Source organism: Pseudoclavibacter sp. JSM 162008 (assembly GCF_041366455.1).
In the GTDB taxonomy this organism is placed as follows: Bacteria; Actinomycetota; Actinomycetes; order Actinomycetales; family Microbacteriaceae; genus Pseudoclavibacter.
Window position 1 is genome coordinate 38,784 of the sequence record NZ_JBEWYX010000014.1, and the last position, 15,805, is coordinate 54,588.

13 protein-coding genes are annotated in these 15,805 nt (G+C 67.6%); 11 read left to right on the forward strand and 2 right to left on the reverse strand.

Translation table 11 applies throughout. From position 1 onward, the window contains the following. Positions 1-18: 18 nt before the first annotated feature. The gene (locus ABVF28_RS12290; RefSeq protein ID WP_104311304.1) at positions 19-1,398 is read left to right on the forward strand and encodes a cation:dicarboxylate symporter family transporter; all 1,380 of its coding nucleotides are present in this window, start codon (positions 19-21) and stop codon (positions 1,396-1,398) included. 158 nt (positions 1,399-1,556) lie between these two features. On the opposite strand, the gene ABVF28_RS12295 is transcribed toward ABVF28_RS12290, so the two are convergent. Both ABVF28_RS12295 and ABVF28_RS12300 read right to left on the reverse strand, forming a co-directional pair. After that, positions 1,557-2,264 carry a magnesium transporter CorA family protein gene (locus ABVF28_RS12295; protein ID WP_371030682.1) on the reverse strand — a complete coding sequence of 236 codons (708 nt, stop codon included), beginning with the start codon at positions 2,262-2,264 and terminating at the stop codon, positions 1,557-1,559. Between the two features lie 5 nt (positions 2,265-2,269). Next, the gene (locus tag ABVF28_RS12300; protein ID WP_371030683.1) at positions 2,270-3,487 is read right to left on the reverse strand and encodes a DUF418 domain-containing protein; all 1,218 of its coding nucleotides are present in this window, start codon (positions 3,485-3,487) and stop codon (positions 2,270-2,272) included. Positions 3,488-3,584: 97 nt separating this feature from the next. Between ABVF28_RS12300 and ABVF28_RS12305 the strand changes: the two genes are divergently transcribed. The 10 genes from ABVF28_RS12305 to ilvC all read left to right on the forward strand — a co-directional run bounded on the left by ABVF28_RS12305 (position 3,585) and on the right by ilvC (position 15,681). Then, positions 3,585-6,662 (forward strand): Na+/H+ antiporter subunit A, encoded by a 3,078-nt coding sequence (locus tag ABVF28_RS12305; protein WP_371030684.1) that lies wholly within the window; start codon positions 3,585-3,587, stop codon positions 6,660-6,662. Further along, the gene (locus ABVF28_RS12310) at positions 6,659-7,348 is read left to right on the forward strand and encodes a Na(+)/H(+) antiporter subunit C (protein ID WP_371030685.1); all 690 of its coding nucleotides are present in this window, start codon (positions 6,659-6,661) and stop codon (positions 7,346-7,348) included. Before ABVF28_RS12305 ends, ABVF28_RS12310 begins: the two co-directional genes overlap by 4 nt. Beyond that, positions 7,345-8,910 carry a Na+/H+ antiporter subunit D gene (locus tag ABVF28_RS12315; RefSeq protein ID WP_104252348.1) on the forward strand — a complete coding sequence of 522 codons (1,566 nt, stop codon included), beginning with the start codon at positions 7,345-7,347 and terminating at the stop codon, positions 8,908-8,910. Before ABVF28_RS12310 ends, ABVF28_RS12315 begins: the two co-directional genes overlap by 4 nt. Continuing rightward, a complete protein-coding gene (locus tag ABVF28_RS12320; RefSeq protein WP_371030686.1) occupies positions 8,907-9,614 on the forward strand; it encodes a Na+/H+ antiporter subunit E in 708 nt (235 codons plus the stop codon). Before ABVF28_RS12315 ends, ABVF28_RS12320 begins: the two co-directional genes overlap by 4 nt. Beyond that, entirely contained in the window at positions 9,614-9,898 is a 285-nt protein-coding gene (locus ABVF28_RS12325; protein ID WP_104311093.1) for a monovalent cation/H+ antiporter complex subunit F, read from the forward strand. Before ABVF28_RS12320 ends, ABVF28_RS12325 begins: the two co-directional genes overlap by 1 nt. Further along, the gene (gene mnhG, locus ABVF28_RS12330) at positions 9,885-10,385 is read left to right on the forward strand and encodes a monovalent cation/H(+) antiporter subunit G (protein ID WP_104311094.1); all 501 of its coding nucleotides are present in this window, start codon (positions 9,885-9,887) and stop codon (positions 10,383-10,385) included. Before ABVF28_RS12325 ends, mnhG begins: the two co-directional genes overlap by 14 nt. Positions 10,386-10,435: 50 nt before the next feature. Further along, positions 10,436-12,136, forward strand: coding sequence for a dihydroxy-acid dehydratase (ilvD, locus tag ABVF28_RS12335; RefSeq protein ID WP_104311095.1), 1,701 nt, complete (start codon positions 10,436-10,438; stop codon positions 12,134-12,136). Between the two features lie 119 nt (positions 12,137-12,255). Continuing rightward, on the forward strand, positions 12,256-14,061 hold the full coding sequence (locus ABVF28_RS12340) for an acetolactate synthase large subunit (RefSeq protein ID WP_104311096.1): 1,806 nt from the start codon (positions 12,256-12,258) through the stop codon (positions 14,059-14,061). A gap of 3 nt (positions 14,062-14,064) precedes the next feature. Beyond that, entirely contained in the window at positions 14,065-14,571 is a 507-nt protein-coding gene (gene ilvN / locus ABVF28_RS12345) for an acetolactate synthase small subunit (protein ID WP_104252353.1), read from the forward strand. A gap of 84 nt (positions 14,572-14,655) precedes the next feature. Beyond that, the gene (ilvC, locus tag ABVF28_RS12350; RefSeq protein ID WP_104311097.1) at positions 14,656-15,681 is read left to right on the forward strand and encodes a ketol-acid reductoisomerase; all 1,026 of its coding nucleotides are present in this window, start codon (positions 14,656-14,658) and stop codon (positions 15,679-15,681) included. The last annotated feature ends 124 nt before the right edge of the window (positions 15,682-15,805 follow it).

Sequence of the window (15,805 nt, forward strand, 5' to 3'; positions counted from 1 at the left end):
AACGGAGAGAAGAAGGCAATGGCGCTCACATCTCAGGACACCAAGGCTCCGCGCAAGCGCGGGATCGACAAGACTCACTGGCTCTACATCGCCGTCATCATCGCGGTGCTCGCGGGCATCACCGTCGGCCTGGTCCTCCCGGAGTTCGGGAAGGCCCTCAAGCCCGTCGGCGAGGCGTTCGTGGCGCTCATCAAGATGATGATCGCCCCGATCATCTTCTGCACGATCGTGCTCGGCGTCGGCTCCATCGCGAAGGCGGCGACAGTCGGCAAGGTCGGCGGGCTCGCGCTCCTCTACTTCATCACGATGTCGACCTTCGCCCTCGCCATCGGCATGGTCGTCGGCAACTTCATCCACCCGGGCGAGGGGCTCAACATCGCGAGCGCCTCCTACGAGGCCGATGCGTCGAAGAGCGAGGGCACGGCCGACTTCCTGCTCGGCATCATCCCGACGTCGCTGTTCTCGTCGCTCACCGACGGCAGCATCCTGCAGGTGCTCTTCGTGGCCCTGCTGCTCGGCTTCGGCCTGCAGAAGATGGGCACGAAGGCGGCACCCATCATCGACGCGATCGCGCAGATCCAGGCGCTCGTCTTCCGCGTGCTCGGCATGATCATGTGGGTCGCCCCGGTCGGCGCGTTCGGCGCCATCGCCGCGGTCGTCGGAGCGACGGGCATCGACGCGGTCATCGCGCTCGGCACCCTCATGATCGCCTTCTACATCACGTGCGCGCTCTTCATCGTCGTGGTGCTGGGCACGCTGCTGTGGCTCGTCGCCCGCGTGAATATCTTCAAGCTCATGAAGTTCCTCGGCCGCGAGTACCTGCTCATCGTCTCCACCTCGTCGAGCGAGGTCGCGCTGCCCCGCCTCATCGCGAAGATGGAGCACGTGGGCGTCTCGAAGTCGGTCGCCGGCATCACCATCCCGACCGGGTACTCGTTCAACCTCGACGGCACCGCCATCTACCTGACGATGGCGTCGCTCTTCATCGCCAGCGCGATGGGCACGCCGCTCTCCATCGGCGAGCAGGTGTCGCTGCTGATCTTCATGATGATCGCCTCGAAGGGCGCCGCCGGTGTCACCGGCGCCGGCCTCGCGACGCTCGCTGGAGGCCTGCAGGCCCACCGCCCCGACCTGGTCGACGGCGTCGGCGTGATCGTCGGCATCGACCGCTTCATGTCCGAGGCTCGCGCGCTCACGAACTTCACGGGCAACGCCGTCGCGACGGTGCTCGTGGGCACGTGGACGAAGGAGATCGACAAGCAGCGCGTCGACCTCGTGCTCAGCGGTGGCGCCCCGTTCGACGAGGCGACCATGAACGAGGACGTGCACGGCTCCACGGATCACTCCCGTGACGCGAAGAGCCAGCAGGTCATCGACGAGGAGCGCGTCACCGCGTAACCTGCGCCGCTGCGTCGCTGCCTACCGACAGACCTGTGGGGTGTGCATCCGCTTCGAGAGAACCGGATGCACACCCAACAGGTCTCTTGGCGGTTTCCGCCAGGGCGGGGGAGGAGCCAGGCGGGGGAGGTGTGGCGGGGAGTGCGCAGCCGGTGCGGCTACAGCCAGTCGCGTCTCTTGAAGACGATGTAGAGCACGACCGACGAGCCGATGACGAGGGACACCGAGGCGATGAGGCCCTCGACCTCGTTGTGGCCGGGGAAGTCGACGTTCATGCCGAAGAAGCCGGTGATGGCGGTCGGCACGGCGATGATCGCAGCCCAGCCCGTGACCTTCTTCATGATCTCGTTCATCTTGTTGCCCTGCAGGGCGATGCTCGTCTCGATGGCCGTCGAGATGTGATCCGCGAGCGTCTCGGACCAGTCGGCGGCGAGCGCCGCATGGTCGCCGACGTCGGCGAAGTACGGGTGCAGCTCTGGCGCCACCTTCTCCTCTCCCTGGTGGATGAGGAGCGTGATCACCTCTTTCAGGGGGAGCGTCGCGTGGCGGAGCTTCGAGACGCTCCGCCGCAGCGTGAACGCGCGTCGCTGCACCTCGCTCGTGTCGGGCCGCTCGCTGAAGAGCCCGTCGCTGAGGGCCTCGATGACCTCGTCGAGCCGTTCGACGGAGTCGGTGTGGCTGTCGACGATGACGTCGAGGAGCGCCCAGACGAGCCAGGGGACCTCGCATCTTCGACGGCGAGCTGGTGCAGGTCGAGGAGCGAGGCCAGCTCGTCCAGGGCGCCTTCTTCGTCGAGCGTGAGGTCGACCCAGACCGTGCAGTCCCCGGATGCGCGGTGCTCGGCGAGATCCGTGAGCGGTCTGCATGCGGCTTATCGTACGACCGCTCTGGCGGGTGGTCGCCCGTAGCTGAGCCTCCGGATCGCCCATTCCGCGGGCCCCGGCTTGCCCATCCGCTCGAGGAGGACGGCACCGAGGAGCGTTGCGAGCCAGGTGCCGGTGCCGACGAGGAGCGCACCGCCGGTGCCCACGGTGGCGCCGAGCCCCATCGACCAGGCCGGCATGATCGCAAAAAAGATGACCGACTGTGCGAGGTAGCCGGACATGGAGCGACGTCCGAGGGCGGTGAGCGCCCCGATCACCGGGCCGGGGCGGGAGCCGGAGCGCTGCGTGCCCGCGACGATGAGTGCGAAGAGCGCGGCGTAGCCGGCACCGGCCAGGATGCCGGTGGCCGCATGCAGTGAGCCTGCGAGGAACCAGACGGGGCCCGGCTCGAACCCGAGCGCCAGGCCGAAGGCGAAGGGGAGGCCCCCGAGGATGGCGGCCGAGACGCCACCGATCGCGATGCTGCGGACCGCGCGAGCGTGCTGCCACGGGCGCTCGAGCAGCTGGCTCCGGGCCATGAGCAGGCCCAGCATCATGGGCGGGAGCACGCCGAGGACGGTGAACGGCGCGAATGCGAGGAGCGGAAGGAACTCGCCGGCTCGCGCGAGCTGAGCGTCGAGGAGCGTCGCGCTCACGGCGGAGGGCATCATCGGATCGGCCGCGCCGCCCACCGCGGCGAGCCCGGACGCCGCCGCGCCGTCACCGCTGCCGAAGGCCACGGCGAGCGGGGCCGTGATGCCGAAGACCAGCCAGAGCACCCAGTTCGGCGACCTCATCAGCAGGATGAGCACGAACCCGGCGAGCGCGTACGTGTGCATGATGTCGCCCATGAAGAGGAGCAGTCCGTGCAGTGCCCCGAAGACGAAGAGCCACGCGTTGCGCCGCACGAGCAGCCGCCTGACGACGGGCCACGCTGTGCCGAGCGCTTCCTCACGCGTCACGAGCTGGTGTAAGCCGTAGGCGAACAGCAACGAGAACAGCGGGAAACTCCGGTTGTCGATGAACAGCGCGCCGAGGACATCGGCGACCCGGTCGCCGAGTCCGGCATCCACCGGACGGAACAGGATGCCCTGGTCTCTGCCGTACAGATACACGGTGAGGTTCGCGATCGCGATGAACAGCAGAGCGAAACCACGCGCGGCATCGGGCGCCAGCGCACGCGCTCCCGTCGCCGTCGGCCGGGGTCCAGGCGGAGAATGATGCATGCACTCACGCTATCGAGCGAGGCATTCGGCACACACGCAGACAACTGCCAGGTAAAATCGATTCGTCCACACCGCTGCATGAGCTCCAGGAGGCCGAATGATCGCGTTCCTGGCTATCTTCCTCGGCGCGAGCATCCTCATCCCAGTGCTCCACAGGTGGCTACGGAACGTGACGTTCCTCGCCGCCGCCGCCATCCCCGCCGCCGCCTTCGTCTGGACTGCGCTGCTCGGTCCGCGCATCCTGAGCGGTGAGGTGCTCGTCGAGAGCGTCCCCTGGATCCCGCAGATCGACGTCGCCATCGCCATGCGCATGGACGTGCTGGCGTGGATCATGACGCTCATCGTCACCGGCATCGGCGCGCTCGTGCTCATCTACTGCGGCCGCTACTTCAAGCCAGACGAGCCCGACCTCGGGCGCTTCGCCGCGGTGCTGCTGGCGTTCGCGGGCGTCATGTTCGGCCTCGTCCTCGCCGACGACATCTACCTCCTCTTCATCTTCTGGGAGGCGACGAGCGTGCTCTCGTTCCTCCTCATCGGCCACTACTCGTCGAAGCGCGCGAGCCGCGGTGCCGCCATGCAGGCGCTGCTCGTCACGACGCTCGGCGGCCTGGCCATGCTCGTCGGCCTCGTCATGCTGCACGCCTCGACCGGCACGACGCTGCTCTCCGAGATCATCGCCAACCCGCCCGAGTTCGACGGCTTCACGATCACGGCCGTGATGCTCGTGCTCTCGGGCGCCGTCACGAAGTCGGCGCTCGCCCCGTTCCACTTCTGGCTGCCTGCGGCGATGGCCGCTCCCACACCGGTGAGTGCGTATCTGCACGCCGCGGCCATGGTGAAGGCCGGCATCTACCTCATCGCCCGCCTCGCGCCCGGCTTCGCCGAGATGCCGGGGTGGCGAGAGGTGCTCGTCACGATCGGCATCGCGACGATGCTCATCGGCGGGTGGCGCTCGCTGCGCCAGCACGACCTGAAGCTGATCCTCGCCTACGGCACCGTCAGCCAGCTCGGCTTCATGACCATCGTCGTCGCCTTCGGCACGCGGGACGCGGCGCTCGCGGGCCTGGCCATGGTCATCGCGCACGCCTGCTTCAAGGCCGCGCTCTTCCTCATCGTCGGCATGATCGACCACCGCACGGGTACCCGCGACATCCGCAAGCTGTCGGGGCTCGCGAAGGCGGCGCCCGTCCTGTTCTGGATGACGGCGCTGGCGATCGCGGCCATGGCCGGCGTGCCCCCGATGTTCACGTTCGTCGCCAAGGAGGCGATCCTCACGGCGCTCCTCGAGGCGGGCGAGGCCGGGAGCGTGTGGGGGTGGATCGCGCTCATCGGCGTCATCATCGGCACCGTGTTCACGGTCGCCTACTCGGCCCGGTTCCTCTATGGGGCCTTCGCGTCGAAGCCGGACGTCGAGCGGGTGCGCTACGTGCCCGAGCACCTCGACTTCATGTTCTCCCCGCTCATCCTCGTCGCCGCCTCGCTCGGCTTGGGCTTCGCGTCCGGTCTCGTCGACCCGGTGCTCGCGATGTACGCGGACACACTGCCGGAGCTGCCCGGCGTCAAGCCGTACCACCTGGCGCTCTGGCACGGGTTCGAGCCGGCGCTCTTCATCACGATCGGCACGTTCATCGTCGGTGGCCTGCTCTTCGTCTGGCGCGCCGGAGTGGCCCGCGCGCAGGCGAAGGTGCCTCCGCTCATCGAGTCGTCTCGCGGCTACTGGACCACGATGCGCGTCGTGGATGTCATCGCGGCGCGCACGACGGCGACGACCCAGCGCGGCTCGCTTCCCTTCTACCTCGCATCGATCTTCATCATGTTCGTCGTGGCGTCCGTGTTCACGCTCGTCACCATGGACACGCCCGTCCCGGCCTTCGAGACCGAGATCCGCTGGCAGGAGATCGCGATCATCCCGATCATGATCCTCGCGGCGTTCTTCGTGACCACCTCGGAGAAGCGGTTCCAGGGAGTCATCCTCGTGGGCGTCACGGGCTACGGCATGGCCGGGCTCTTCGCGCTCTCGGGCGCACCGGACCTGGCGATCACGCAGGCCCTCATCGAGACGATCACGCTCGTCGTCTTCGTGCTCGTGCTGCGCAGGCTCCCTGCCCGCCACGGCAAGGCGCTCAAGAACCCGCCGTCGTGGCTGAGGTGGCTCATCGGCGGATCCGTCGGACTCGTCCTCGCCATCGTCGCGTGGATCTCCCTCGCCTCCCGCCAGGCGATCCCAGACTCCGTGTTCTTCCCGGAGTTCGCCTACAAGGGCGGCCACGGCTCCAACATCGTCAACGTCACGCTCGTCGACATCCGCGGATGGGACACCATGGGTGAGCTCTCCGTGCTCATCGCGGCCGCTACGGGTGTTGCGAGCCTCGTCTATCTCAACAACCGGGGTCGCTCGCGGGTCGACGCGGCGCGCGGGCCGCGGTTCCGCCGCGCATCACGCCCCGTCACCGAACCCATCGACCTCGCCGCCGTGAGCGCGGCCGGGCAGAAGCTCGGCCGGGCCGACAAGCTGCAGGGGGAGCGCCGCAAGGTCTGGCTCATCGCCGGCAAGTCGCTCGCCCCGAGCAACCGCTCGATCATCCTCGAGGTGGTCGTGCGGCTCGTGTTCCACGCGCTGCTCATCGCCTCGCTCTTCCTGCTCTTCACCGGCCACAACACCCCGGGCGGCGGCTTCGCCGGCGGTGCGGTCGCGAGCCTCGCCCTTGCTGCGCGCTATCTCGCGGGTGGCCGGGCCGAGCTCGACGAGGCCGTCAAGGTGGATGCGGGCCGTCTCCTCGGCATCGGCTTCCTGCTCGCGACGCTCACGGCTCTCGTGCCGATCTTCTTCGGCCAGGCGCCGTTCACCTCATCCTGGATCGATCAGGACATCCCGGGGGTGGGACAGTTCGTCTTCGTCACCTCCACCGTGTTCGACATCGGCGTCTACCTCATCGTCATCGCGCTGGTCATCGACATCCTGCGCTCGCTCGGTTCGGAGATCGACCTGCAGATCGAACAGGATGCGTCTCCCGACTCGGACTCGGCCGCTGAGCACGACGGTCTGCAGGGCGAGGGAGGCGAGCCCGGTGAGACGGGCTACAACACCGGGGCGCTTGCCCGTGTCAACGAAGAGGTCGAGGCAGATCAGAGCGACATCGAACCCGTCGGATCCGAGGAGGTGACCCGCTCATGACCCTGTCCCTCGTGCTGCTCGTCGGCATGGCCGTGCTGTACGCATGCGGCGTGTACCTGCTCCTCGAGCGCAGCCTGACGCGGATGCTCCTCGGGATCCTGCTCGTCGGCAACGCCACGAACATCCTCATCTTCTTCATGTCGGGCAGTTTCGGGCTCGCCCCGATCTACGACGCCGACATCGCGCCGGAGGACTACTCCGACCCGATCCCGCAGGCGTTCATCCTCACCGCCATCGTCATCACCTTCGGCGTGACCGCGTTCATGCTCGCCCTCATCTACCGCTCGTGGAGACTCGCGCAGGCGGACACGGTGAGCGACGACGAAGAGGACATCGCGATGCGCACCGCGGACCTCTCGCAGGACGACGAGGAGTTCGACGAGGACGAGTCCGGGGACACGGAGTTCGGCGAGTACGCGGAAGCGGCGGTCTCGACTGCCCGCATCAACATGGGCGATGGGCCGAAACCAGGGTCGGGCAAGGACAGCTTCGCCGACGTATCCGTGAAGGCCACAGAGCCGAGCAACCGGCACGAGGAGCTCGAGGAGTTCCGGGCGGGTGAGCAGGATGCGGACGCCGAGCAGGGCTCGCAGCCTGCCGGAGCTCGCGAGGTCGGCCTCGACTCGGGTTCCGATGGCCACACCGAACCGCACGACGACACCGCAGGAGAGGGGGAGCGCTCATGACCTGGCTCGTTCCCCTCATCGTGCTCGTGCCGCTCATCGGCGCGGCCCTGGCGCTGACCGCCGCCCGCGCGGCGCGCCTCCAGATCTTCATCGCCCAGGCGACGCTCGTGCTCGCGCTCGGCGTCAGCATCGGATTGCTCGTCGCGGTCACCACATCTGGCGAGGCGCTGGTCGTCCAGGGCGGCGGATGGCTCGCGCCGTTCGGCATCTCGCTCGTCGTCGACCAGCTGTCGGCGATGCTCGTCGTCGTCACGAGCATCGTGCTGCTCGCGGTCATGGCCTTCTCGATCGGCCAGGGCGCGGCGGACGGCGACGACGAGACGCCGGTCTCGATCTTCTACCCGACCTACCTCGTGCTCTCCGCGGGCGTCTACAACGCCTTCATCGCTGGCGACCTCTTCAACATGTACGTGGGCTTCGAGATCCTGCTCGTGTCGAGCTTCGTGCTCATCACGCTCGGCGGAACGACGGAGCGCATCAAGGCCGGCGTCACCTACATCGTCGTGAGCCTGGTCTCGTCGTTCATCTTCCTGGGCTCCATCGCCCTCATCTACGGTGCGGTCGGCACGGTGAACTTCGCGGAGATCGCGGTTCGCATGGCCGAGCTCCCGCAGGACGTGCAGCTCATGCTGCACATGCCGCTCCTCATCGCCTTCGCCATCAAGGCGGCGCTGTTCCCCCTGTCGTTCTGGCTGCCGGACTCGTACCCGTCAGCGCCAGCGCCGGTCACGGCTGTCTTCGCGGGCCTGCTGACGAAGGTCGGCGTGTACGCGATCCTGCGGACGGAGACGCTGCTCTTCTGGGACAACGACATCTCCGTGCTGCTGATGGTGATCGCCCTGCTCACGATGATCGTCGGCATCCTCGGCGCGGTGGCCCAGGCCGGCATCCGACGAATGCTGTCGTTCACGCTCGTCAGCCACATCGGCTACATGATCTTCGGCGTCGCCCTCGGCACCGAGCTCGGCTACGCCGCGACGGTGTTCTACATCGTCCATCACATCATCGTGCAGACCGCGCTGTTCCTCGTGACGGGGCTCATCGAGCGCATCGCGGGCTCCTCGTCGCTGACCCACCTGGGCGGGATGCTCAAGCGGGCGCCGTTCGTGGCCGTGCTGTTCTTCATCCCGATGCTTAACCTCGGCGGCATCCCGCCGTTCTCGGGCTTCATCGGGAAGCTCGGCCTCTTCACGGCGGGCGCGGCACAGGGCAGCGTGCTTAGCTACGTGCTCATCGGCGCCGGAGCCGTCACGAGCCTCCTCACCCTGTACGCGCTGATCCGCGTCTGGAACCTGGGCTTCTGGCGCACGCAGGAGCAGGTCGTCGACTTCTCCTCGCCGATGACGGAGCGCATCTCCGACACCCCGGAGTCGGCCGTCGTCACCGAGACGAAGTCGTCGTCGCGGCTCATGACGATCGCGACGACCACCATGGTCGCCGTGAGCGTCGCCATCACGATCTTCGCCGGCCCCATCTACGAGTGGTCCGAGACGGCCGCGTTCGATCTGTTCCCGGCTGAGTACATCAGCTCGGTCTCCAACGGGGAGGTGCTCAAGCCATGAAGGTGAAAGACGGCAGCGCCCGCAAGCCCAGGCGCCATGCCATCCTCGTCCAGCTGCCGCTGCTGCTCGCGCTCGTCGCGTTCTGGCTGGTGCTGTGGGGCCACGTCGACGTCATCAGCGTCGTCACCGGGATCATCTTCTCGGTCATCATCGTCGAGGTCTTCTACCTGCCGGCCGTCGACCTCTCCGGCCGCATCAACCTGTGGTGGACGCTCGTCTTCTTCGCGAAGTTCATGTACCGGCTGGTCAGCGCGTCGTTCATCGTCGCGTGGCTGGCGTTCCGGCCAGCGAAGCCGCCGCTCGGCTCCGTCGTCTCGGTGCAGCTGCGCACGCGCAGCGACTTCATCCTCACGCTGACGGCCGAGGTCAACATGCTCATCCCCGGCTCGATGGTCGTCGAAGTCGACCGGATGCACTCCGTGCTCTACCTGCACGTGCTTGACGCCTCGACCGACGAGTCCGTCGAATCGGTCAAGGCGCTCGCGCTCGACGTGGAGGAGGGGCTCGCGCTCGCGCTCGGGACCCGCGACGACCTCTGGCGGGTCAACCGCGACCGCGTGCGTCGTGGGCTCGAGCCCATCGGCCAATCGCCTGCGCAGAAGAAGCACGAGGCGATCCGCGACAAGCAGTTCGCGCACGACACGCCCGTCGTCGTCAAGGGCTCATCCGCCGGCGCATCAGCAGCGAAGGAGGGACGCAAGTGATGGTCATCGACGTCCTCGTCTGGATGTTCGGAGCGATGTTCGCCGTCGCGGCGCTCCTCGCGGTGATCCGCATCATCCGCGGTCCGTCCATCGTCGACCGCATGGTCGCCTCCGACGCGCTCCTCACGATCCTCATCTGCGTGCTCGTCGCCGACATGATCATCCGCGGACACACCGACACGATCCCGCTCGTGCTTGCCCTCGCCATGACCGCGTTCATCGCCTCGGTCGCCGTCGCCAGGCACGTCACCCGACAGGAGGCGAACGCCAATGAGCGCTTCTGACGCTCTGCTCGCCTCCGGTGGGCTGCTCGTGGAGAACGCCCCGGTGGATGCGCTCGACGTCGTCTCCCTCGTCTGCCTCGGGCTGGGAGCCATCCTGTCCCTCGCCGCCGGGGTGGGCCTCATGCGCTTCTCCGACGTGCTCATGCGGATGCACGCGCAGACGAAGCCGCAGATCGCGGGCCTCATGTTCCTGCTCATCGGCCTCGCCGTGCAGCAGACGCACCTGCCCACGATCCTGTTCCTCATCCCGATCATGTTCTTCCAGATGCTCACGACCCCGGCCGGCGCGACGATGCTCGCTCGAGCCGGATACCGCAGCCGGCAGTTCGACAACGTGTCGCTGCACGTCGACGAGCTCGCCGCGGCGGTCGAGAGCGCCCAGCGCCGAACCGACGACGAGCTGACGCGCGCGCAGGCCGTGCGGACCGGGGAACCGGAGAAGGAGCCGGCACCCGAGCACGAGGGTCTCGGGCACGGCGAGAAGTAGGCGCTCCCGGCGGCGCGGGGCGACCTTCTCCGCGGCGTAGAATGGCGGGCATGCCTGAGCCAGAAGTCGACATCAAGCCACGCAGTCGGGTCGTCACCGACGGCATCGAAGCCACCACCTCGCGGGGCATGCTCCGCGCGGTCGGCATGGGCGACGAAGACTGGGACAAGCCGCAGATCGGCATCGCGTCCTCGTGGAACGAGATCACGCCGTGCAACCTCTCCCTCGACCGCCTTGCCCAGGGCGCCAAAGAAGGCGTCCACTCGGGCGGCGGCTACCCGCTGCAGTTCGGCACCGTCTCCGTCTCCGACGGCATCTCCATGGGCCACGAGGGCATGCACTTCTCCCTCGTCTCGCGTGAGGTCATCGCCGACTCGGTCGAGACGGTGGTCATGGCGGAGCGCCTCGACGGCACCGTGCTGCTCGCGGGATGCGACAAGTCCATCCCCGGCATGCTCATGGCCTCCGCCCGTCTGAACCTCTCGAGCGTCTTCCTGTACGCCGGATCCATCGCGCCCGGCTGGGTCAAGCTCTCGGACGGCACCGAGAAGGACATCACGATCATCGACTCCTTCGAGGCAGTCGGCGCGTGCAAGGCCGGCAAGATGTCCGAGGCCGACCTGAAGCGCATCGAGTGCGCGTTCGCCCCGGGTGAGGGAGCCTGCGGCGGCATGTACACGGCGAACACGATGGCGTCCGTCGCCGAGGCGCTCGGCCTCAGCCTGCCGGGATCGGCCGCTCCGGCGTCCGCCGACCGGCGCCGCGACGCGTTCGCGCACCGCTCGGGCGAGGCCGTCGTCAACCTGCTGCGCCAGGGCATCACGACTGGCGACATCCTCACGAAGGAAGCGTTCGAGAACGCCATCGCGCTCGCGATGGCGCTGGGCGGCTCGACCAACGTCGTGCTCCACCTCCTCGCGATCGCTCGCGAGGCCCAGGTCGACGTCACCCTGCACGACTTCAACCGCATCGGCGACAAGGTTCCACACATCGCCGACATGAAGCCGTTCGGCAAGTACGTCATGAACGACGTCGACCGCCACGGCGGCATCCCCGTCGTCATGAAGGCGCTCCTCGACGAGGGCCTCATGCACGGCGACGCGCTCACCGTCACGGGCAAGACCCTCGCCGAGAACCTCCGCGACCTCAACCCGGACCCGGTCGACGGCGACGTCGTGCACACGATCGACAACCCCATCCACGCGACGGGCGGCATCACGGTGCTGCACGGCTCGCTGGCACCCGAGGGTGCCGTCGTGAAGACGGCCGGCTTCGACGCCGACGTCTTCGAGGGGCCGGCCCGCGTGTTCGAGCGCGAGCGCGGCGCGATGGATGCCCTCACGAACGGGGAGATCGAAGCGGGCGACGTCATCGTCATCCGCTACGAAGGTCCGAAGGGCGGACCAGGCATGCGCGAGATGCTCGCCATCACAGCGGCCATCAAGGGCGCGGGTCTCGGCAAGGATGTACTACTCTTGACGGACGGACGATTCTCAGGCGGCACAACCGGCCTGTGCATCGGCCACATTGCACCGGAAGCGGTCGACCAAGGTCCCATCGCTTTCGTCCGCAGTGGAGATCTGATTCGGGTCGACATCGCGGCTCGCTCGATCGACCTACTCGTCGACGAAGCCGAGCTCGCCTCCCGCCGAGAAGGCTGGGAACCGCTCCCTCCGAAGTTCACGCGCGGCGTGCTTGCGAAATACTCGAAGCTCGTCCGCAGCGCGTCCGAGGGCGCGACCACGGGCTAGCCCTCAGAGTCTCGACTCTGATCCAGAGTCTCGACTCTGATCCAGAGTCTCGACTCTGATCCAGGGCTGCGCCTCATCGACTGCGCTCGAGCCATCGAGCACGAAGAAGAACGGATCTCATGACGCAGGAAACTGCCGCCCGCATCGCCGCGGCGTCATCACCCTCCGCTGGGCACGAGCCCGAGATGCTGACCGGAGCCCAGGCTGTCGTCCGCACCCTCGAGAACCTCGGGGTCACGGACGTCTTCGGGCTGCCGGGTGGCGCCATCATCGAGGTATACGACCCGCTGCTCGACAGCACGAAGCTCCGCCACATCCTTGTTCGCCACGAACAGGGTGCCGGCCACGCGGCCGAGGGATACGCCTCGGCGAGCGGCAAGACCGGCGTGTGCATCGCGACGAGCGGGCCCGGCGCGACGAACCTCGTGACCGCGATCGCCGACGCCTATATGGACTCGGTGCCGCTGCTGGCCATCACCGGCCAGGTGTTCTCGCACCTCATGGGCACGGACGCCTTCCAGGAGGCCGACATCATCGGCATCACCATGCCGGTGACGAAGCACAGCATCCTGGTTCGCACGCCAGAGGAGATCCCCGCGGCCATCGCCTCCGCCTACCACATCGCCTCGACCGGTCGTCCGGGACCCGTGCTCGTCGACATCACGAAGGACGCGCAGCAGAAGAAGGCGCCGTACGTCTGGCCCGTGAAGCTCGACCTGCCCGGCTACCGTCCGGTGCTCAAGGCGCACGGCAAGCAGATCCTCGCCGCGGCGCAGCTCATCGCGCAGGCCAAGAAGCCCGTCTTCTACCTGGGTGGCGGCATCGTCCGCTCGGGTGCTTCCGCGGAAGTGCAGCGACTCGTCGAGAAGACCGGGGCGCCAGCCGTCACGACCCTTATGGCTCGCGGCGCGTTCCCCGACTCGCACCCGCAGATGCTCGGCATGCCGGGCATGCACGGCACCGTGCCCGCTGTGCTCTCGCTGCAGGAAGCGGACCTGCTCATCACCATCGGCGCCCGCTTCGACGACCGCGTGACCGGCAAGGCGGCGCTCTTCGCACCGAACGCGAAGGTCATCCACGTCGACATCGACCCCGCCGAGATCTCGAAGATCCGCACCGCCGACGTGCCGATCGTCGGCGACGCCCGCGAGGTCGCCATCGACCTCCTCGCCGCCGTCACCGACCATGCGCCCGCCGACACGGAACGCCTCGACGAGTGGTGGACCTACCTCGACGGCCTCAAGGCCGAGTTCCCGCTCGGGTACACCGACCCGAGCGACGGACTCCTCTCGCCGCAGCGCATCATCCAGCGCATCAGCGAGCTCACGGGGCCGGAAGCGATCTACGCGGCAGGCGTCGGACAGCACCAGATGTGGGCAGCGCAGTTCGTCAAGTACGAGCGCCCCAACGCGTGGCTCAACTCCGGCGGCGCCGGCACCATGGGGTACGCCATCCCGGCGGCCATGGGCGCCAAGGTCGCCGAGCCGCACCGCACGGTGTGGGCCATCGACGGCGACGGATGCTTCCAGATGACGAACCAGGAACTCGCGACCTGCGCCATCAACGACATACCCATCAAGGTCGCCATCATCAACAACTCGTCGCTCGGCATGGTGCGGCAGTGGCAGACCCTCTTCTACGACGGCCGCCACTCGAACACCGACCTGAACACGGGGCACGAGACGGTCCGCATCCCGGACTTCGTGAAGCTCGCCGACGCCTACGGGGCGCTCGGCATCCGCGTCACGAAGGAAGAGGAGATCGACGCCGCCATCAAGCTCGCGCTCGAGACCAACGACCGCAGCGTCGTCATCGACTTCGTCGTGAGCGCAGACGCCATGGTGTGGCCGATGGTGCCGCAGGGCGTCTCGAACAGCTTCGTCCAGTACGCCAAAGAACACAGCCCGACCTTCGAGGGGGAGTAGACCATGTCGAAGCACGTCCTTTCCCTCCTCGTGGAGGACAAGCCAGGCCTGCTGACACGCGTCGCCGGGCTCTTCGCCCGCCGAGGCTTCAACATCGAATCGCTCGCCGTCGGCGCGAGCGAGGTCGACGGGCTCTCCCGCATCACGGTCGTCGTCGATGTCGAGGAGTTCCCGCTCGAGCAGGTGACGAAGCAGCTCAACAAGCTCATCAACGTCATCAAGATCGTCGAGCTCGAATACGACGCGTCCGTCCAGCGCGAGCACCTGCTCGTCAAGGTCAAGGTCGACTCCGCGACCCGCTCGCAGGTCATCGAAGCCGTCAACCTCTTCCGGGCCCGCGTCGTCGACGTGGCAACGGACGCGCTGGTCATCGAGACCACGGGCGACACCGGGAAGGTGCAGGCCTTCCTGCGCGTCCTCGAGCCGTACGGGATCCGCGAGATCGTCCAGTCCGGCCTCGTCGCCGTCGGCCGCGGATCGAAGTCGATGACCGAGCGGGTCTCGCGCTGAGCCACCGGCCAGCGCTCACCTGCCCTGTGCCGACCGGCACTGAAGAACCCACACGCCAAACGCCAACAACCAAGGAGCACACACGTGGCTGAAATCCTCTACGACACCGACGCCGACCTGAGCATCATCCAGGGCAAGAAGGTAGCCGTCGTCGGCTACGGCTCGCAGGGCCACGCCCACGCGCAGAACCTCCGCGACTCCGGTGTCGAGGTCAAGATCGGCCTCAAGGACGGCTCGAAGTCCGCCCCCAAGGCACAGGAAGACGGCTTCGAGGTCCTGAACGTCGCCGACGCGGCCGAGTGGGCCGACGTCATCATGATCCTCGCGCCGGACCAGCACCAGCGCTCGATCTACACGGACAGCGTCAAGGACAAGCTCACCGCAGGCAAGACCCTCGCCTTCGCGCACGGCTTCAACATCCGCTTCGGCTACATCGACGCTCCCGAGGGCGTCGACGTCATCCTCGTCGCCCCGAAGGCCCCCGGCCACACGGTGCGCCGCGAGTTCGTCGCAGGCCGCGGCATCCCGGACATCATCGCCGTCGAGAACGACGCATCCGGCACCGCATGGGCAACCGCCCTCTCCTACGCGGCCGCCATCGGTGGAACGCGTGCCGGCGTCATCAAGACGACCTTCACGGAAGAGACCGAGACCGACCTCTTCGGCGAGCAGGCTGTGCTCTGCGGTGGCACGTCGCAGCTCATCCAGTACGGCTTCGAGACGCTCACCGAGGCTGGCTACCAGCCCGAGATCGCCTACTTCGAGGTGCTCCACGAGCTCAAGCTCATCGTCGACCTCATCTGGGAGGGCGGCATCGCCAAGCAGCGCTGGTCGGTCTCCGACACGGCCGAGTTCGGCGACTACGTGTCCGGCCCCCGCGTCATCGACCCGAGCGTCAAGGCCAACATGCAGGCCGTGCTCGCCGACATCCAGTCTGGCGCGTTCGCGAAGCGCTTCATCGACGACCAGGACAACGGCGGCGTCGAATTCGCCGAGTTCCGCAAGAAGGGCGAGTCGCACCCCATCGAGAAGACCGGCCAGGAGCTGCGCAAGCTCTTCGCCTGGAAGCAGACCGACAGCGACTACGTCGACGGACAGGTCGCGCGCTAAGCGTCACTCCCGTCTGCAGTCCTGAGCTGCGTTGGGCCGGCCCGAGCATCCGCTCGCGGCCGGCCCTTCCTCGTCAGCGATCGCTCAGTGTTACGGCGACGTGAGGCGAAAGCGCGCCTCGCGA